Here is a 17,430-nt window from a genome sequence, read left to right on the forward strand (position 1 = left end):
CACTCATCCTAAAAATCTGCATCCATTCTGCAAATTTTTACGGTTTTTGCGGAAGCTGATTGCACAGCTCCACCATGGCTTTACGATATACATCGCGTTTAAAATTCACCACTTGACCCAAAGGGTACCAATAGCTGACCCATTGCCATTGATCAAACTCTGGTGGGTCTGACAAATCCAGCTGAATATGCTGTGCCGAAGCCGTCAGTTTTAATAAAAACCACTTTTGTTTTTGACCAATACAAACGGGGTCTGAATCCGTACGTATATACCGATGTGGCAAACGATAGCGCAACCACCCTTGGGTTTGTGCTATCACCTGGACGTGTTCGGGCAGTAAGCCAACTTCTTCTCTCAGCTCACGGTAAAGTGCCTGTTCGGGGGTTTCTCCATGTTGGATACCTCCTTGTGGAAATTGCCAGGCATTGTGACCAATGCGCTTTGCCCATAAAACTTGTCCAATGTCGTTTGCCAAAATGATCCCGACGTTGGGTCGGAAACCTTCTGAATCGATCATTTGGCTACCTAAATATTGTGTAATTTATGACTTTGCTCACGGGGACGTTTATTTCTGTGTCCATCTCGAAAAAGCAAAGTGTAAAAATGTTAAAATTGTTATGATCTTAACGAATTTCTATCGACTAGCGGAGATAGATTTACAATTTTTTTCTTAAATTTCAGCTTTTACGAGTATTTTCATGAAATTGGCACTGTTTGACCTTGATCACACCTTATTAAATACCGACTCAGACCATTCTTGGGGGGAGTTTTTGGTCAATGAAGGCTTGGTTGATCCAATTCATCATCGTGCCATGAATGATAAATTTTATGATGATTATAAAAAAGGCCAGCTTGACCCGATTGCTTATAATGAATTTGTATTTGAGTTTTTAACTCAACATGACAATGCCTACTTAACTGAGTTACATCAGTTGTTTATGAAAAAAGTCATTCGTGCGCAAATGCGTCCAGAGGGCTTTGCTGCCATTCAGCGCCATCAAGATGCAGGGCATCAATTGGTCGGGATCACCGCAACGTCTGATTTTATTACCGCACCGATTTTTCGTGAATTTGGTATTACTGAAATCATTGCAACCAATGCCGAAGTTGTGGATGGTAAATATACGGGTAAAGTGATCAATACTCCGTGCTATCAAAAAGGCAAATTAGTCCGCTTGAATCAATGGTTAGAAGGTCGTGATGTGACAGAGTCTTGGGCCTATTCAGATTCGATTAATGATCGTTTCCTGTTGGAATATGCCGATCATGCCTTTGCAATTAACCCAGATGACCGTTTAGAAGTCCTAGCAAAAGAACAAGGTTGGGACATTCAAGACTGGTCAATTCAAGCCTAAAAATAGATATGATAAAAAAGCATCTTGAGATGCTTTTTTATTTGACGTTCTTTTGATTAAACTTCGGCTCACTTATTTGAACTATCGCTCCATATGCAGACAGAAACTTCTTTTAAACATTTAATTCAAATCTTTATAGGGCCACGTGCTCAATCTTATTTAAAGTTCATAGAACAACAAGGTGGGCACAACAGTGGCCTGAGTTGGGCGGGGTTAATTTTTGGGCCCTATTGGTTACTCTATCGGAAGATGTATCGCTATTTCTTCTTATTCTTTGCGGTTGGTTTTTTGATTAGCATGTTGGCGCTCATCATCGGTGTGCCTGAACAGGTCTTGATGGGGCTGTCATTGATTCCTAACGCCGTACTCGCAGGGATCGGAAAGCGGCTTTATAGCGATTTTGCTGTGCAAAAGACCAAAGCCTATATGCAGCAGCCGAAATATAGTGAGCAGGTGTTTGCTGAAGAAGGCGGAGTGAACTGGGGGCTGCCTTTATTGTTGGTATTTATTCAATCGGTCGTGATGATTATGCTCAGTTTGCCTTTTATTCAATTTTCACCGCTGTAGAATTCTGTAATTGAGTGCGTGTCCGTTCCGTGTTATATCCTTAAAACAGAATAATTTTGTATCCATAAACAATAAGTTTTAACACGGAGAATGACAATGAGTGTACGTCCACGCATGACTCATCTATTTGAACAACTGGGTTTAGATTCGAGTGAAGACGCGATTGCTTTATTTATCGTGACGCATCAACTCAGTGCCCAAACTAAAATTACCGAAGCAGACTATTGGACAGATGCTCAGCGTCAGTTCTTGGCCGAAAAAATTAAGTCAGATGGTGAATGGGCGATTATTGTCGATCAATTGAATGAATCATTACATGAAGATTCATTGACGAAATAAAACCGACAGGTCTTCCTTGGGTTTTTTAATGGGATCGGCTGAAATAGGCGATCCCATTTTTAATGCAAAAGAAATTTAAGCGACCATTCAACATATAGAAAATTATTCGCTTTTTCTAAATGCTTAAACAGATGAATATAAAAAGCCACCATAGCGGTGGCTTGATTAATAATTGAATTTTGTAGGCAAAAAAATGAATTAGATGTGTTTCATCAATTCAACCAGCTTTTGTGCAGCAAGTGACTGAGTACGGCCTGGGTGCCATACCATGCCCAATTGACGATTCATGTTTGAAGGTAAATTCAGTTGTTTTAAATCTTGGTTCAATAAGGTTTTAGGAAGGACTGACCAACCGAGACCAATGGAAACCAACATACGAATCGACTCAAGTGAGTTATTGCTCATGGTGACTTTTGGTTTTAGTCCATACTTTTCAAATTCAGCCAAAGTAATTTGACTGGTATAGGTTTGCGCCGCAGGCAAAAGACTTGGGTACTGGATCAAATCTTCTAAGGTTAAATGCTCAACTTGCGCCAAAGGATGGAAAGGCGCAACCACGAATACCAGTGGATCATTCCATGTCGTGATGTATTTTAAACGGCTGTCACCTTGTGGCGGTAAAGTCAAAAAAGCCAACTCTAAGTCGCCAGCTAAAACTTGCTCATGGGCTTGTTCAGAATCAACAAAGTGTACATCTAAGGTCACTTCTGGAAACTGTTGTACATATTGACGCAAATGTGCCGGTAAATGGTGTAAGCCGATATGATGGCTAGTGCCAATTTTCAGTTTACCTTGAACCTGACCTTGCTCATGGCTGAGCGTATGGTGAATATCACCCAATTCATTCAGCCAGCTTTTTACTTTTGGCAAGAGAGAGTTTGCCGCATGCGTCGCTTGAACACCACGACCCGCGGATTCAAAAAGTTTGACACCGAAGTATTCTTCTAAACTGTGAATACGCTTGGTCACAGCAGGTTGCGTAATGAAGAGCTGATCTGCTGCCAAAGAGATCGAACCAGTTTCCATGACTTTTACAAAGGCTTCAAAGGCTGCGAGATTCATCTTCATTCCTATAAAGAATTTTTATGCGTAGTCTCATTGTTATAATATTTTAAGAATAAATCAAAGGAAAAGTTGTATCTTTTGATTTAAAACTAGGCGTTCAAGCCAGATGACGCTTTAAATCTGAGGGGATTTTCAGGGTTCAATAGTGTTATTTGAGTACTTGGTCACTGCATGATTTAAGATTGGGCTGTGACATTTTCAGCTCAAATGCGCTGTTACAAAGTTATTTTTTAAACCGAAACCAGAGTTATGCATAATATAAAAAATACAGGGCTGGAAAGTAATTCAACCGTTTGAATTAAAGAGGAGCGATGACGTTTCTTTTTAATTCAGTATTGAACTAAAACAAAAAAATGAACTCAAGTTTTGATGGCTTGGGGAACATACTTTTCAGTGAATAATTATAGCAACAGGTACAGTCATGGCTGCATCGATTAGCAATGTTGTACCTCACAGGGAGAAGGCGATGGATATTAAACACATTAAAAATTTATTGGATATTTTTGAAGGGACAGTCGAAAAGCGCTGTGCGATATATGAAATCGCAGATGATGAAGACGACGAAAACCGTGCAGCTGCCGAGTGTAATGCGGCAAAAAACAAACTAATTCTTGCGATAGAACAATTGGTTGAGGCGCATGATCAGCTGGCCTTACAGCAAAAAACCAAGCTTTGATGTTCTGTCTACAATTGAATCTATAGGATGAAATGAATAGAAAGTTAAAGTGGATAGAGTAAAAGAACGTTTTAAGGTCATTAAAAAAACCACCGTTATGGTGGTTTTTTACAAGGAGCAGGATTGGATTAAGCGGGGATATTTTCCTCTACAGCTTTATCTTTCTTTTCCCAGACTTTTTCATGGAAGAAAAAGGCAACCGCTTGAACAGTTGGTTCAAGTAAACTTAATGTAATGGCCATTGCAATACTGCCTGTCACGTAATAACCAACCAACATCGCAACCGTGATATGCATGATGTAATAGCTCAAGGTTTTTTTGAACATGCGCTGATTATTTTCGACGAACTTGTTAATGTGTGCCATGAAAAAGCTCCTTGTTAAATTGATAAATCTTGGCAATGATTTAATAATAATGATTCTTATTTGCAATGTAAAAGAGAAAATTCGATTTATGATCATTGAATTTTTAAATTACTGTTTAAATAATGGCAGACAGTGAACAAAAAAGTCGGAGAAAATTCTAAAGTTTCATCTGCTGAAAGTATTGAAGTGAGCGTGTTTTAAACGCATTAATGGTCTTTAAAATGTAGCGGAAATCAGCAGTTAAATATCATTCCTATAAGTTTTTAAACTAATAAAAATGATAAATTAGATTTATGTGAATACGTGGTTATAATCGATTTAACGAAAGAATTTACCCAGTCCAGTGGAGCAAATCGACATGGCAGGCGAAACCCAAAAAGCGGAAACCCAAATAAAAAAAACCTTGTATGACAAATTGTGGGATGACCATCTAGTAAAACAGCGAGATGATGGCTCTTCATTATTGTATATCGACCGTCATTTATTGCATGAAGTGACTTCTCCACAAGCCTTTGAAGGGCTACAACTTGCAGGTCGTAAACCGTGGCGTTTAAGCGCTAATGTTGCAACGCCAGACCATAACGTACCTACGTCTACTAAGGAGCGTGCTGAAGGTATTGCAGGTATTGAAGATGATACCTCACGTATCCAAGTGCAAACTTTAGATGACAACTGTAAAACTTTTGATGTTGCCCAGTTTGACATCAACGATGTACGTCAAGGTATTGCGCACGTGGTGGGGCCTGAACAAGGTTTAACCTTGCCCGGTATGACCGTGGTATGTGGTGACTCACATACTGCAACGCATGGTGCATTTGGTTGCTTGGCTCATGGTATCGGCACATCGGAAGTTGAACACGTATTGGCGACTCAATGCTTAGTTCAAAAGAAAATGAAGAATATGTTGGTGCGTGTTGATGGTCAATTGGGTCAAGGCGTAACTCCTAAAGACGTGGTTTTAGCGATTATCGGAAAAATCGGTACGGCGGGTGGTACAGGTCACGCGATTGAATTTGGTGGTCAAGTGTTCCGTGATATGTCGATCGAAGGTCGTATGACGGTATGTAACATGGCGATCGAAGGTGGCGCGCGCGTGGGTATGGTGGCTGTCGATGACAAAACCATTGCCTATGTGAAAGACCGTCCGTATGCACCGAAGGGCGAACAGTGGGACGCTGCAGTAGAGTATTGGAATACTTTAGTGTCTGATGAAGGTGCGCATTTTGATACTGTTGTGGTATTGCAAGGTGAAGATATTGAGCCACAAGTGTCTTGGGGGACTTCTCCTGAGATGGTGATTCCTGTATCTCAAGCAGTGCCAACTTTAGAACAAGCCAAAGATGACGTACAGCGTAATGACTGGACACGTGCATACAACTATATGGGCTTAGAAGCGGGTCAAGCTTTGGCAGATATCCAATTAGACCGTGTATTCATTGGTTCATGTACCAACTCACGCATCGAAGATATTCGTGCAGCGGCTGAAGTGGCCAAAGGCAAAAAAGTGGCGGCATCGATTAAACAAGCCATGGTGGTTCCGGGTTCAGGTTTAGTTAAAGCACAAGCAGAAGCAGAAGGCTTAGATAAAATCTTAATTGAAGCAGGCTTTGAATGGCGTGAGCCGGGTTGCTCAATGTGTTTGGCAATGAATGCTGACAAGTTGCAACCGGGTGAGCACTGTGCATCAACGTCTAACCGTAACTTCGAAGGTCGTCAAGGTAATGGTGGTCGTACGCATTTGGTGAGTCCAGCAATGGCAGCAGCTGCGGCAATTGCAGGTCACTTCGTTGACGTTCGTACCTTCTAATCAGGGCTAATAGGAGCAAATCGCATGAAAAAATATACCGTTGAACAAGGTATCGTTGCACCATTAGACCGTGCCAATGTTGATACAGATTTAATTATTCCAAAACAGTTTTTGAAATCTATTAAGCGTACAGGCTTCGGAGCCAACTTATTTGATGAGTTGCGCTATTTGGATGAAGGCTATTTAGGTCAGGACATTTCAAAACGTCCGATTAACCCCGATTTCGAATTGAACAAACCGCGTTATCAAGGTGCGTCGATTTTGATCTCTCGTGCAAACTTTGGTTGTGGTTCGAGCCGTGAGCATGCGCCTTGGGCATTAGAAGAATATGGTTTCCGTACTGTCATTGCACCAAGCTATGCGGATATTTTCTTTAATAACAGCTTTAAAAATGGCATGTTGCCAGTGATCTTGTCTGAAGAGATCGTAGATCAGTTATTTAAAGAATGTGCTGCATCTGAAGGCTATCAATTAACCATTGATTTGGCTGCGCAAGAAGTACGTACACCGAGTGGTGAAGCATTTACATTTGAAGTCGATCCATTCCGTAAACACTGCCTATTGAATGGCTTGGATGATATCGGTTTAACCTTACAAGCAGCCGATGATATTCGCGCTTATGAAGAAAAAACCAAAGCATCTCGCCCTTGGGTATTTGCAGAAATTAAAGCTTAAGTCAGTGTCACTGTAGAACTTCTTAGTAGTCAGTCGGCTTAAGTCTTGCTAATATCAGGCGAAACAAAATTTATACGTTAGCCAGAATTTATCAGGTTGGGTTCGAAAAATGAAAAAGTTCTTCGGTCAGCTGGTTGTAACGGGAGCGCTGTTCGCAACGCTCTCTGCCTGTCAAAGCTTTGACACGGCACGCATTAAAAATGTGAAAGAAACTGAAAGTACAAAAAATAATGCTCTGATTTACTGTGCAGGTACAGCGCATTGTGAATTTGAGCGTTTTGATCAAATACAGGTGGTTGATCCAAATAATCAACATGTACAACGTGCTGCGATTAAAGCAGGCATTGTACGGTTGAATGGTCGTTCATTGTCTGAGCCTAATCCTTTGTATTTGTCTGTACCTTCAGGTCAGCATGAAGTCGTGATTCGCTATTATCCAATTTCTCAGGAAAAAGCAGAGCGCTTGCATGTCATTCACAACTTTAGGTCCAAACACGAGTACACCTTTAAAATGTACCGTGAGCGTTCAAAAAACACAGGCAGTTTACTAGATAAATCTGCGCCTGATCCGCTCTGTGTAGACTTAAAGCAAGGTGCAAAAACGATTCGACGTTTCTGCCGACCCTACAATGTCCTCACAGGACTTGGTGAGTTTGTAGAAAAGAAACTTTAAATCCGACTGGTAATCAAGCCAGCGTATAAATGGAAAGACTCATGTCAAAACATATTTTGATTTTACCAGGTGATGGTATTGGTCCTGAAATCGTGAAAGCGGCTGAACAAGTGCTGACACGTGTAAACGAAAAATTCAACTTAGGTTTGACTTGGGAACAAGGTCTTTTAGGTGGTGCAGCGATCGACGCGCACGGTTCACCTTATCCAGAAGTAACAGCAGCACAAGCGAAGACTGCTGATGCGATTTTATTGGGTGCAGTGGGTGGTCCTAAGTGGGATACCATTGAGCGTTCAATTCGTCCAGAACGTGGCCTATTAAAAATTCGTTCAGAATTAAATTTATTTGCCAATTTACGTCCAGCAATTCTTTATCCGCAGCTTGCAGATGCGTCGAGCTTAAAACCTGAAATCGTAGCAGGTTTGGATATCTTGATCGTACGTGAGTTAACTGGCGGGATCTATTTCGGTCAACCACGTGGTATTCGTGAACTCGAAAACGGTGAAAAACAAGGTTTCAATACTGACGTATATGCAGAATCTGAAATCAAGCGTATTGCCAAAGTTGCTTTTGAAATGGCGAACTTACGTGGTGGTAAAGTGTGTTCAGTGGATAAAGCCAACGTGCTAGAAGTGACTGAGCTTTGGAAACAAACCGTAACTGCGTTAAAAGAAGAGCAGTATCCTGAAATTAACTTGTCTCATATGTACGTTGACAATGCTGCCATGCAATTGGTCCGTGCGCCAAAACAGTTTGATGTAATCGTGACAGGTAACTTGTTCGGCGATATCTTGTCTGATGAAGCGGCGATGTTAACCGGTTCTATCGGCATGCTGCCATCGGCTTCTTTAGATGAAAATGGTAAAGGTATGTATGAACCTTGCCACGGTTCAGCACCAGACATCGCAGGTCAAAACATTGCGAACCCATTAGCAACAATTCTGTCTGTTGCTATGATGCTACGTTATACCTTCCGTGAAGAAGCGGCGGCAAAAGCAATTGAAGATGCTGTAGGTAATGTCTTAGATCAAGGCTTACGTACAGGTGACATCATGTCAGAAGGCAGTACTCAAGTCGGTACTGTTGAAATGGGTCAAGCTGTAGTTTCTGCATTGAACTAATGGCGAATCAAAAAACGCAGCGTTTATGCTGCGTTTTTTTGTGCCTACAAATTATCAATCCTAGAATTGATGCACTAACAGGTGCGACCAGTTAATCGGACATCAGTTGCAATATTATGCTTTATGCGAAATTGAATAAGGCAGTTTAACTCAACCTCATAGCGTGTATTTCCACTGGGAATCGGCACAGCAGCGCCGCTGCCCATGCCCATCGCAGGATTTTCCGCCATCGGTAAAGGAATACTAATCGGGCGTGCGACACGATAAAGGAGGTAGTCCGAACTGACCTCCACGGGAGAAGTCCTTTGATAGCCCAGTTTGCTGAGGTCGAGTTCTGCTTGAATCGTTTGGCTCGATTGACCAATAAATGAGGCTAAATAGCGTTCACGTTCAACGGATGAGAGAGTTGAAGTCGTGGTACAGCCAGCCAATAACACAATGCTTAGAACGCAACCCATGCTCAATGTGGAGTGAATAAAATGGTGATCTTCGTAAACCTGATGTTCCAAAATAAATTTCATGGATCAGCTCCTCACGAAATAAATTCAGTTTAGTCAGATTGGTCTGTATAACACTGTAGTCATTTGATACACGGTCATCCGAGCAGGATTAGCCTCTAGTATTCAAATACAGGATCAACAAGCTTTACTGACATAGTCAATGGATTCAACGATTTGGTTGCGTAATTTGAACTCGATTTTACATTCCATATCGACAGTGATTCCACCTTTAGAAGGCGTTGGGATCGGTGCGCCCATGGCTATACTGGTGCCGATATTTGGTGTACCTATTGGGATTGGCATCGAGCGTACAATCGTATAGCTAAGTTTTTCATTGCTTTGTACTAGTGCTCCCATCACTTTGTAGCCCAATTGACTTAAGTTGAGCTCTTTACGAACTTGATCAGCTGGCTGTCCAATATCGTGTTGTAGGGATTGATTGAGTTGCTTTTGGCCTGTCGTGGCACAAGCAACTCAAAAGACAGCACCGACTAATCCTAGATGTTTCATATGATTTTATATCCTTATATTTTAAATTTTTTAATCGAATTTTTATGTTTTTAGACTGTAAAGGAAAGCAAATTTGCAGTCAATTTTTATCATTGCATTGAAATAGATACAAAAAAAAGCCACTTATAAAGTGGCTTTTTCGCTTCGCTAAAACTTAGCGCGCACGGTAAGTGATACGACCCTTAGTCAAATCATAAGGTGTCATTTCTACTTTAACACTGTCGCCAGTCAAAATACGGATATAGTGTTTACGCATTTTGCCAGAGATGTGAGCAATCACTTCATGACCGTTTTCTAAACGTACACGGAACATAGTATTAGGAAGCGTCTCGGTGACAACGCCTTCGAACTCGATGAGTTCCTCTTTATTGGCCATAGCCTACCTGAATGAATAAATTAGCAAGGCGCAAATTATAGTCAATTTTTTTTCAGAATACAAGCCGTAAAAGGCTTTGAACTGATCGACTGTCAGTAAAATAAGCGAACAATTCAGTTAAATATTTTCAACAAAAAATGTGCAGTAACTGTTGTCAGTTTGGTCAATCGCAGTTAATCTAAAATCAATCTTTTTAGGTATAAATGAAGTACATACAAGGAAGGTTCTGGAGTGGGTCAGCTAACTGATGCATCTGTTGTGTTGCGTTTAGGGTATCAAGCGATTCGTCGTGCCGGATTGCCAACAGAAGAAATTTTAACAAAAGCGGGTGTGGCATTAAATCAGGTTGAAACCAATGACCGTACCCCATTGAATGCGCAATTTGCATTCTGGGTGGCTGCAGAAGAAGTCAGTAAGGATCCTGACATTGGTTTGCATCTGGGAGAGCATTTGCCTTTATATCGAGGGCAGGTGATTGAACACTTATTTATATCATCTGAGAATTTTGGTGAAGGTTTAAAGCGGGCTTTGGCGTATCAACGCTTAATCAGCGATGCCTTTCATGCGCAATTGGTGATAGAAGATGACCGCTGCTATTTGACCAATGGTCATCAGCCTTGGGCAGAAAATATCGTGAATCGTCATTTTTCTGAATGCGCGATGTCGGGTGTTTTGCGTTTCTTTAAGTTTATTACTGAAGGGCGTTTTCAGCCAATTTATATCGACTTTAACTTTAGTCAGGGCGCGCCAGATGATGAGTATTTCCGTGTCTATGAATGCCCTGTGAGTTTAGGGCAGAAAGAAACCCGATTATATTTTGATCCGGCTATTTTAGAGTATCAATTGTGGCAGGCAGAACCTGAGTTATTACAATTGCATGAGCAGTTAGCGATTGAAAAACTTCAGGAGTTGGCGCGTTATGATTTGGTTGGTGAAGTTCGCCGTGCTATTGGTTCAACGCTTGAAAGTGGTGAAACCACACTCGAAACGGTCGCTGCACAGCTCAACATTACCCCACGTCGTTTACGGACTCAGTTGTCAGAAGCCAATACCAGTTTTCAGCAAATTTTGTCAGACTATCGCTGTCGTTTGGCTAAAAAATTATTGGCCAATACCAATGAAAGTGTGGAGCGCATTGTTTACTTAACGGGTTTTTCTGAGCCAAGTACGTTCTATCGCGCATTTAAACGCTGGACCAATGAAACGCCCGTGGAATACCGTAAGCGGAAGCAGCGTTAAGGTTGATCTTCGATAAAATCCTTCCCTAAACAGAATCCCCCCTTTGAAAGGGGTACTTTCATTTTTAGAACCTAGCAATGGCGAAAATGACACTCATCCCTCTGTGAAAGGGAGGTTGGGAGGAATTTTTTATTCAGGCATATTTAACCAATGAGGTCCCAGCGGAACTTGAGGAAGTTCAAACTGTGCTGGATAGTCTGCATGGATAAAATACAGCCCATCGGGCGGTGCGGTGACACCAGCTGCTTTTCGGTCTTCAGCCGCAAAAATGTCGTCAATATGGTCAACGTCATACATACCTTGCCCAATTTCCAATAAACAGCCCATGATGTTACGCACCATGTGATGTAAAAAACCATCGGCCTGAATATCTAGGACCAAGTAACATCCGTGTTGGATCAAGCGACAATGGCTGACATGACGAACTGGCTGATTGGACTGACAGGCTGCGGCACGGAAGCTTTCGAAATTATGAGTGCCTTCAAATTTGGCCGCGGCACGTTGCATTTTCAGCACATCTAGCTTGGCATAAACATGGGTCACTTGCTTATGTAATAAAGCTGGACGTTGTGGATTATTATAGACCACATAGCGATAACGACGTGCTTGCGCTTTAAAGCGGGCATGGAAGTCCTGATCCATTTCCTTAATCCATTGGATGGAAATATCACGGGGTAATTGGCTATTGCTGCCCATTAACCATCCACGAATGGGACGAATCGCCTGAGTATCGAAATGTGCCACCATATTGGTTGCATGGACACCAGCATCTGTTCGGCCAGCACCGTGCAACATGATTGGCTCATTGGCCACTTTACTGAGGACGGTTTCAATGGTTTCTTGCACGCTTGGTACGCCCGGTTGCTGAGTTTGCCAGCCCTTGTATTGCATGCCACAAAACTCAATCCCAATCGCAAAACGTTGCATAGTTACCTCAAATGACTTAATCGTTCCAATGCGCAGTCCAGTCTGCGTCACTGCCGTATTGTAAATACATTTTCAAACATTTGGCATAAAGATCTGCATGCCCCAAACAATTACTCAGTAAAATTCCGCTGTCTTTGACCCAGTCACTCACAGCATAGCGCTGATCTATACCGCCATGAACAACCTGTGTACTTAAGATAATTTTGCAATTTTTTTGTTGTATGACTTTCAATACATTGAGTAATTCAGCATCAACGGCAATGTTGCCTGTGCCAAAACCTTGCAGAATCAAAACGTCTGGCGTGTGTGTAAGCAGAGTCGTTAAATTTTGACTGTGTAGCTTGGTTGCAATCGGTTGCCACATCCAATTCAGGCAATTGAAATGAGCCGCTTTGTCTAAATCATTGGCCTGAACAATATAAGGCGATGTCAGCATTGAAAGTGGCTGTGTGGCTGGCAGCCCATCAAAGGCTTTCAGATCGGTTGTATGCACTTTCAGTGCGGATTGAGCATGCATCAATTGATGGTGAAAGGCCAAATAAACCCCAACACTCGATTGGTGTACCGATTCCAATGCAAAATTTAAATTGTCGATGGCATCGGTAAATTCACGGGTGTTGTCACCAGCCACATTAAACAGCGGATATTGGCTGCCTGTTAGCACGATATGAGCAGACTGTCCCATAAAGTGTGCAAGCACTGCGCTGGCATAGCTAAGCGTGTCTGTGCCATGAATAATTACGAAATGCTGAAATTGTTGTAATTGTAAGCTTTGAATTTGTTGGATCAGTGCCAGCCAGTCGGGTGCGGTACAGGCACTACTGTCACGAATGACAGGTGCGACAAAACATTCAATGTTAAGGTGCAGTGGCAGGACATGCTGTAATTTAGGTAAAAACGCATTCGCTGGCATGGGGCTTAAAGGTTCACCGATACAACCAAAGGTACCACCCATATAAATAAGAGCAATTTTTTTCATCATAAAAAAAGCAGCCTTGAAAGACTGCTTTAGTTTAAATCGCTTTTGCTTAAGATGCGATTTGATTCAGTAACTGATCTGCTTGTTGACGTTGAGCTGAAGAAAACTCAGCTTCTTTTTCAGTCAAAATTTCACGTGCAGCGTCATAAGCACCTAGTTTGATGTATTGCGCTGCCAATTCAAGATTCAATTCAATTTCATTGACTTCAACCAGTTCAGGGAAAGATTGAACCAATGGATCGTTTTGGTCTGTAGCAGATGGGGTTGACGGTGTGCCTAAACCGCTAATGTCAAAACTCACACCACTTGATGCAGGTACGGCAGGTTTCTCTTCAGGCGTAGACTCTAAGTTAAACTCAGTTGCAGGAGCGACAACCGCTTCTTCTGTTTTTGCTGTTTCAAAAGCACCTAAGTCAAAGTTTAAGGTTGGAGCTTCAACTTTGTTTTCTTCTACAGCTGGTGTTTCTGTTGTAAATGAAAAATCTAAAGGCTCGATTTTTTCTTCTACAGTTTCTGTTTTAGTTTCAGCCGCAGCTTCAGTGCTTGGGGCAAAGTCCATTGCAAAATCAATTGGTTTGATTTCTTCAACGGCAGGAGATGGCTGAGCAATCTCTTCGGTTTTCGGTATCGCTTCAAGTGCAGGTTCTGGTGAAATTGAAAGCGTGTCAAATTCAAGCGGCTGTATTTTTTCAGCAGGCGCACTTTCAACTGGGGTAGAAATGTCTGCTTTTGCAGGCGTTTCAGTGGTGAAATTAAAATCTAGAGGCTTTTGTTCTTCAGAGATTGGTTTAGTTGGCGCTGAATTCATGAGCGCATCAAAATCTGAGGTATTGTTTGCAATTTTAGGAGTTGATGATGTAGAAGAATGATGAATCGCAATATCTTCATCAACATGTGAATTGTCAAACTCTACTTTTTTTGCTTCAGCTTGTTCTAAAATTTCATCGAGTTCAAGTGAACGAATATGGCTCAGCAATTGGCTGATGGCAAATTCGTCTTTTTGTAAAATGTGAATATCTAATAGATATAGATACAACTCATGTTGTGAGTTGTCACGTTTTAATGATTGATTAATTTGCGCTTCAGCAGAAAAGAAATTACGTTCCGCAATTAATTTTTCAATTTTACCACGAGCATCGGTCGTTAACGGCGTCATTGATTTTTTTTCAATGACACTGCTTTCAACCACTTGAGTTTTCTTCGGAGTCGCTTTGGCCGAAACACCCGTTTTCTTGGTTTTAGTGGATGTTGGTTTGGCTTTATCTGATTCTTGACCTTTTTGGCGTTTGTTTAAAAAAACCAATACGATCACTAAGATCACTAATGGAATCACATAAATCAGCATGTTTTAACCCCTTGGAGATAGAGCGATATACAGTTGCACTCATCCCTATAAAATCTTGATTGGTAACGTTTTAGTTTATTGGCTTCTTTTATCTGCTTGTTGAGCTTTCAACTGTTGTTGCAATTGGGCAAGACGAGCATTTAATAATTGAATTCTGTGATCCTTTTGATTTAGCGCCAATTCTAATTGAGTTACGTTTCTCTGTAATTTAACGGTTTTTTCACGAGATGTCATAACTTTTAATGACAACTCTTTCGAAGTTTTATTCTTTTCTGCTGCACTGTTGGCAGAAGATTGTGCCGAATCTTGCGCTTTCTCTGCAACCAGACTCATTTCAGCTTGATTTAAGCGGTATTTGGTTTTGCCTGACTGCTTCGAAGGCACTTTGGTAAGTTCTGTAGCAGAGACTTTGACAGGCTGTTTTGCTTGCTGCATACCATGCAGATTTAAGGCAGCACCACGGCGCAGACGGTTGACATCGCCTTGAATGAATGCATGTTCGTTACTGTTTTTAATCTGTTGCATGACTTCAGAAACAGGGCGGTTTTGTTCTGTCGCAATACGTGAGGCAATCCCCCAAAGGCTTTCATTCGAGCGAACCACATATTTTGCCGCTGGTGTTGCTGTCGATGCAGCTGCAGTACTTGTTGGTTTTGGTGTAGATGTTGTTTGAGCTGTCGTTGTTGGATTTTCACGTTTCTGTGCTGCCTGTTCCGCAGCAAATTTTTGTGCCAATGGGTCTTGAGATCTTGCAGTTGATGCTGTTGCAGCTTGCATTTCTGAACTGACAGAACCGGTCGAATTGGTTTTTGTAACTTGCGAAATTGATGTTTCAGAACCAGATGATGTACTTGCGCTATTTTGCTCCGCAGGTGCAACGCTATAATTTTGCACATGCGTGACAGGTTCAATCGCAACAGGCGTTGACGTTGCTAATTGTGCTAACTTCGGCGGTGTTTTGGTGCTGAGTAATAAGGGTTGTTCTGCAGCTACAGGTGCTTTTGCGGTGTAGAGGGTGCTGACAGGTAAATTTAAGGCAATTTCTTTTTCATTTACGATCACAACAGGTGCTAAAGCACGCTCATTGGCACGGGTTTGAGTCGCATTCGACGGCGCTGGATTGCGTTTTAATGGGGTACGAATTTGTTGCAGGCGTGAAGCATTACCTTCTTTAATATTGACAATAAAATTAAGCTCAGCCTCGGTCACTGGACGCGAAGAGGTAATGGTAATTACCCCATTGCCCGCACCATCACGACGCGTGAAGAAGTTTAAATGCCCCGGTGGTTGATGCCCTGTACCCATACTCAATAAATCCTCTGCCGTGGCTAAACTTGCATTGAGCGGCACAGATGTATTTGAGTGGCGAAAATGAATCTCAGCGTACAGCAATTCCCCGGGTGCTGACTGGACTTGTACAGGATCAATGCTGATCGCTTGAATGTTTTGAGATGCAATAACGGCTAAAATGGCGATCTTTAATTTGTTATATACGGTCATCTTAATCTTTAGCTCGAATATATGTCGCATGGCGAAAATTATAGATTAGCGAGTTGTCGAAGAATTGTAAAATATTTACACGACAGTTACATAAAAAAGCCGATCAATTGTGATCGGCTTCTTATTCAGAGACTTAAAAATGCTTAAGCATTTTTATAATCAATGAGAATTCTTAGCATACGACGTAAAGGTTCAGCAGCACCCCAAAGCAATTGGTCACCCACAGTGAATGCACCTAGGTATTCTTTACCCATATTGAGCTTACGTAGACGACCAACTGGAACAGACAAGGTGCCAGTTACAGCAACAGGAGTCAGATCAGTCATTGAAGCTTCACGCGTATTCGGAACCACTTTAGACCAATCGTTGGCACTAGCGATGATATCTTCGATTTCATCTAGTGGAACATCTTTACGAAGTTTTAAAGTCAATGCTTGTGAGTGACAACGCATCGCACCAATACGTACACAGTGTCCATCGATTGGAACGATTTGCTGGTTGCCTAAGATCTTGTTGGTTTCAACTTGACCTTTCCATTCTTCTTTCGACTGACCGCTTTCAAGCTGTTTGTCGATATAAGGAATGAGCGAACCTGCTAGAGGCACACCGAAGTTTGCAGATGGGAAACCTTCGCCACGTTGTAATTGTGCAATTTTAGAATCGATATCTAAAATTGGTGAACGTAGGTCATCCAGCAAATCTTTAGTATTGTTGTACAAGTAGCCCATACCTGAAATCAGTTCACGCATGTTTTGCGCGCCTGCACCAGAAGCCGCTTGATACGTCATAGACGTTGCCCATTCCACTAAATTATTTTGGAATAGACCGCCTAAACCCATCAGCATAAGTGAAACGGTACAGTTACCGCCCACGAATGTTTTTGTACCTTTCACTAAGCCGTCTTTGATTACGTTCATGTTTACTGGGTCAAGTACGATGATCGCTTCATCATCCATACGTAAAGTCGATGCAGCATCGATCCAGTAGCCATTCCAGTTTTCTGCTTTCAGCTTAGGGAAAACTTCAGTCGTATAATCGCCACCTTGGCAGGTGATAATGACATCCATTTGCTTCAGACTATCAATGTCCGTTGCATCCATAAGTGCTGGGGCAGTCTTACCACCAAACGCAGGGGCTTCACCACCTGCATTACTGGTAGAAAAGTAAAACGGTTCGAAATGAGCGAAATCGTTTTCTTCAACCATACGTTGCATAAGGACGGAACCAACCATCCCGCGCCAACCGACCAGACCTACTTTCATGTCACTTTGCCTCGGTGCGTTAAAAAAATAAAAAGGGGGTTCGAGTGTACCAAAAGGGCGCATAACTGCAAGCGCTACATAATGAAAACACCAATAATATTGTGCAATATATCTTGTTTATGTTACATGCAAAACTGATATAAATTTAT

Annotated in this window: 20 protein-coding genes; 9 read left to right on the plus strand and 11 right to left on the minus strand. The window is 41.8% G+C overall.

Going from position 1 to position 17,430, the window contains the following annotated elements; translation table 11 throughout:
- Positions 1-37: 37 nt before the first annotated feature.
- On the minus strand, positions 38-517 hold the full coding sequence (locus tag FTT72_RS01845; RefSeq protein ID WP_078189729.1) for an RNA pyrophosphohydrolase: 480 nt from the start codon (positions 515-517) through the stop codon (positions 38-40).
- Positions 518-698: 181 nt separating this feature from the next.
- Between FTT72_RS01845 and FTT72_RS01850 the strand changes: the two genes are divergently transcribed.
- From FTT72_RS01850 to FTT72_RS01860, 3 genes are all read left to right on the plus strand, one after another.
- Positions 699-1,355, plus strand: a complete 657-nt coding sequence (locus tag FTT72_RS01850) for an HAD family phosphatase (protein ID WP_078189728.1) — start codon at positions 699-701, stop codon at positions 1,353-1,355.
- Positions 1,356-1,448: 93 nt separating this feature from the next.
- Positions 1,449-1,922: a DUF2628 domain-containing protein gene (locus tag FTT72_RS01855; protein WP_180134486.1), complete on the plus strand. Its 474-nt coding sequence runs from the start codon at positions 1,449-1,451 to the stop codon at positions 1,920-1,922.
- A gap of 96 nt (positions 1,923-2,018) precedes the next feature.
- The gene (locus tag FTT72_RS01860; protein ID WP_078189726.1) at positions 2,019-2,261 is read left to right on the plus strand and encodes a DUF2789 family protein; all 243 of its coding nucleotides are present in this window, start codon (positions 2,019-2,021) and stop codon (positions 2,259-2,261) included.
- 198 nt (positions 2,262-2,459) lie between these two features.
- Here the strand turns inward: FTT72_RS01860 and FTT72_RS01865 are convergent, their stop codons facing one another.
- Positions 2,460-3,323, minus strand: coding sequence for a LysR family transcriptional regulator (locus tag FTT72_RS01865; protein ID WP_078189725.1), 864 nt, complete (start codon positions 3,321-3,323; stop codon positions 2,460-2,462).
- Between the two features lie 469 nt (positions 3,324-3,792).
- On the opposite strand from FTT72_RS01865, the gene FTT72_RS01870 reads away from it, so the two are divergent.
- On the plus strand, positions 3,793-4,002 hold the full coding sequence (locus FTT72_RS01870) for a hypothetical protein (RefSeq protein WP_180024477.1): 210 nt from the start codon (positions 3,793-3,795) through the stop codon (positions 4,000-4,002).
- A gap of 128 nt (positions 4,003-4,130) precedes the next feature.
- Here the strand turns inward: FTT72_RS01870 and FTT72_RS01875 are convergent, their stop codons facing one another.
- The gene (locus FTT72_RS01875; RefSeq protein ID WP_111884090.1) at positions 4,131-4,367 is read right to left on the minus strand and encodes a DUF2061 domain-containing protein; all 237 of its coding nucleotides are present in this window, start codon (positions 4,365-4,367) and stop codon (positions 4,131-4,133) included.
- 358 nt (positions 4,368-4,725) lie between these two features.
- Between FTT72_RS01875 and leuC the strand changes: the two genes are divergently transcribed.
- The 4 genes from leuC to leuB all read left to right on the plus strand — a co-directional run bounded on the left by leuC (position 4,726) and on the right by leuB (position 8,643).
- Positions 4,726-6,174: a 3-isopropylmalate dehydratase large subunit gene (gene leuC / locus FTT72_RS01880; protein ID WP_180010169.1), complete on the plus strand. Its 1,449-nt coding sequence runs from the start codon at positions 4,726-4,728 to the stop codon at positions 6,172-6,174.
- A 24-nt stretch (positions 6,175-6,198) separates the two neighbouring features.
- Positions 6,199-6,849 carry a 3-isopropylmalate dehydratase small subunit gene (gene leuD, locus FTT72_RS01885; RefSeq protein ID WP_078189721.1) on the plus strand — a complete coding sequence of 217 codons (651 nt, stop codon included), beginning with the start codon at positions 6,199-6,201 and terminating at the stop codon, positions 6,847-6,849.
- 109 nt (positions 6,850-6,958) lie between these two features.
- Complete coding sequence (locus FTT72_RS01890; RefSeq protein ID WP_168377913.1) at positions 6,959-7,522, plus strand: hypothetical protein; 564 nt, start codon at positions 6,959-6,961, stop codon at positions 7,520-7,522.
- Between the two features lie 41 nt (positions 7,523-7,563).
- Entirely contained in the window at positions 7,564-8,643 is a 1,080-nt protein-coding gene (leuB, locus tag FTT72_RS01895; RefSeq protein ID WP_078192754.1) for a 3-isopropylmalate dehydrogenase, read from the plus strand.
- A gap of 74 nt (positions 8,644-8,717) precedes the next feature.
- On the opposite strand, the gene FTT72_RS01900 is transcribed toward leuB, so the two are convergent.
- The 3 genes from FTT72_RS01900 to infA form a co-directional block, all read right to left on the minus strand.
- Entirely contained in the window at positions 8,718-9,164 is a 447-nt protein-coding gene (locus FTT72_RS01900) for a hypothetical protein (RefSeq protein ID WP_257222549.1), read from the minus strand.
- Positions 9,165-9,278: 114 nt separating this feature from the next.
- Positions 9,279-9,503 (minus strand): hypothetical protein, encoded by a 225-nt coding sequence (locus FTT72_RS16225; protein ID WP_257233388.1) that lies wholly within the window; start codon positions 9,501-9,503, stop codon positions 9,279-9,281.
- Between the two features lie 304 nt (positions 9,504-9,807).
- Complete coding sequence (gene infA / locus FTT72_RS01910; protein WP_001284370.1) at positions 9,808-10,029, minus strand: translation initiation factor IF-1; 222 nt, start codon at positions 10,027-10,029, stop codon at positions 9,808-9,810.
- Between the two features lie 231 nt (positions 10,030-10,260).
- Between infA and FTT72_RS01915 the strand changes: the two genes are divergently transcribed.
- On the plus strand, positions 10,261-11,268 hold the full coding sequence (locus FTT72_RS01915; RefSeq protein WP_078189717.1) for an AraC family transcriptional regulator: 1,008 nt from the start codon (positions 10,261-10,263) through the stop codon (positions 11,266-11,268).
- A 129-nt stretch (positions 11,269-11,397) separates the two neighbouring features.
- Here the strand turns inward: FTT72_RS01915 and truA are convergent, their stop codons facing one another.
- From truA to asd, 5 genes are all read right to left on the minus strand, one after another.
- On the minus strand, positions 11,398-12,195 hold the full coding sequence (truA, locus tag FTT72_RS01920) for a tRNA pseudouridine(38-40) synthase TruA (RefSeq protein WP_078189716.1): 798 nt from the start codon (positions 12,193-12,195) through the stop codon (positions 11,398-11,400).
- Positions 12,196-12,211: 16 nt separating this feature from the next.
- Positions 12,212-13,174, minus strand: coding sequence for an asparaginase domain-containing protein (locus FTT72_RS01925; protein ID WP_180177823.1), 963 nt, complete (start codon positions 13,172-13,174; stop codon positions 12,212-12,214).
- A 49-nt stretch (positions 13,175-13,223) separates the two neighbouring features.
- Positions 13,224-14,519 carry a fimbrial protein FimV gene (locus tag FTT72_RS01930; RefSeq protein ID WP_180134950.1) on the minus strand — a complete coding sequence of 432 codons (1,296 nt, stop codon included), beginning with the start codon at positions 14,517-14,519 and terminating at the stop codon, positions 13,224-13,226.
- 75 nt (positions 14,520-14,594) lie between these two features.
- On the minus strand, positions 14,595-16,019 hold the full coding sequence (locus FTT72_RS01935; protein WP_180134951.1) for a hypothetical protein: 1,425 nt from the start codon (positions 16,017-16,019) through the stop codon (positions 14,595-14,597).
- A gap of 143 nt (positions 16,020-16,162) precedes the next feature.
- Complete coding sequence (asd, locus tag FTT72_RS01940; protein WP_180177769.1) at positions 16,163-17,281, minus strand: aspartate-semialdehyde dehydrogenase; 1,119 nt, start codon at positions 17,279-17,281, stop codon at positions 16,163-16,165.
- Positions 17,282-17,430 lie beyond the last annotated feature (149 nt).

Origin of the sequence: Acinetobacter sp. YH01005 (genome assembly GCF_013420465.1) — a bacterium.
GTDB classification, from domain to species: domain Bacteria; phylum Pseudomonadota; class Gammaproteobacteria; order Pseudomonadales; family Moraxellaceae; genus Acinetobacter; species Acinetobacter amyesii.

What these genes read in the sequence shown, in the direction of transcription:
- FTT72_RS01845 (WP_078189729.1), bottom strand. Translation starts at nt 517, where the DNA reads ATGATCGATTCAGAAGGTTTCCGACCCAACGTCGGGATCATTTTGGCA.
- FTT72_RS01850 (WP_078189728.1), top strand. Translation starts at nt 699, where the DNA reads ATGAAATTGGCACTGTTTGACCTTGATCACACCTTATTAAATACCGAC.
- FTT72_RS01855 (WP_180134486.1), top strand. Translation starts at nt 1,449, where the DNA reads ATGCAGACAGAAACTTCTTTTAAACATTTAATTCAAATCTTTATAGGG.
- FTT72_RS01860 (WP_078189726.1), top strand. Translation starts at nt 2,019, where the DNA reads ATGAGTGTACGTCCACGCATGACTCATCTATTTGAACAACTGGGTTTA.
- FTT72_RS01865 (WP_078189725.1), bottom strand. Translation starts at nt 3,323, where the DNA reads ATGAATCTCGCAGCCTTTGAAGCCTTTGTAAAAGTCATGGAAACTGGT.
- FTT72_RS01870 (WP_180024477.1), top strand. Translation starts at nt 3,793, where the DNA reads ATGGATATTAAACACATTAAAAATTTATTGGATATTTTTGAAGGGACA.
- FTT72_RS01875 (WP_111884090.1), bottom strand. Translation starts at nt 4,367, where the DNA reads ATGGCACACATTAACAAGTTCGTCGAAAATAATCAGCGCATGTTCAAA.
- leuC (WP_180010169.1), top strand. Translation starts at nt 4,726, where the DNA reads ATGGCAGGCGAAACCCAAAAAGCGGAAACCCAAATAAAAAAAACCTTG.
- leuD (WP_078189721.1), top strand. Translation starts at nt 6,199, where the DNA reads ATGAAAAAATATACCGTTGAACAAGGTATCGTTGCACCATTAGACCGT.
- FTT72_RS01890 (WP_168377913.1), top strand. Translation starts at nt 6,959, where the DNA reads ATGAAAAAGTTCTTCGGTCAGCTGGTTGTAACGGGAGCGCTGTTCGCA.
- leuB (WP_078192754.1), top strand. Translation starts at nt 7,564, where the DNA reads ATGTCAAAACATATTTTGATTTTACCAGGTGATGGTATTGGTCCTGAA.
- FTT72_RS01900 (WP_257222549.1), bottom strand. Translation starts at nt 9,164, where the DNA reads ATGAAATTTATTTTGGAACATCAGGTTTACGAAGATCACCATTTTATT.
- infA (WP_001284370.1), bottom strand. Translation starts at nt 10,029, where the DNA reads ATGGCCAATAAAGAGGAACTCATCGAGTTCGAAGGCGTTGTCACCGAG.
- truA (WP_078189716.1), bottom strand. Translation starts at nt 12,195, where the DNA reads ATGCAACGTTTTGCGATTGGGATTGAGTTTTGTGGCATGCAATACAAG.
- FTT72_RS01925 (WP_180177823.1), bottom strand. Translation starts at nt 13,174, where the DNA reads ATGAAAAAAATTGCTCTTATTTATATGGGTGGTACCTTTGGTTGTATC.
- FTT72_RS01930 (WP_180134950.1), bottom strand. Translation starts at nt 14,519, where the DNA reads ATGCTGATTTATGTGATTCCATTAGTGATCTTAGTGATCGTATTGGTT.
- FTT72_RS01935 (WP_180134951.1), bottom strand. Translation starts at nt 16,019, where the DNA reads ATGACCGTATATAACAAATTAAAGATCGCCATTTTAGCCGTTATTGCA.
- asd (WP_180177769.1), bottom strand. Translation starts at nt 17,281, where the DNA reads ATGAAAGTAGGTCTGGTCGGTTGGCGCGGGATGGTTGGTTCCGTCCTT.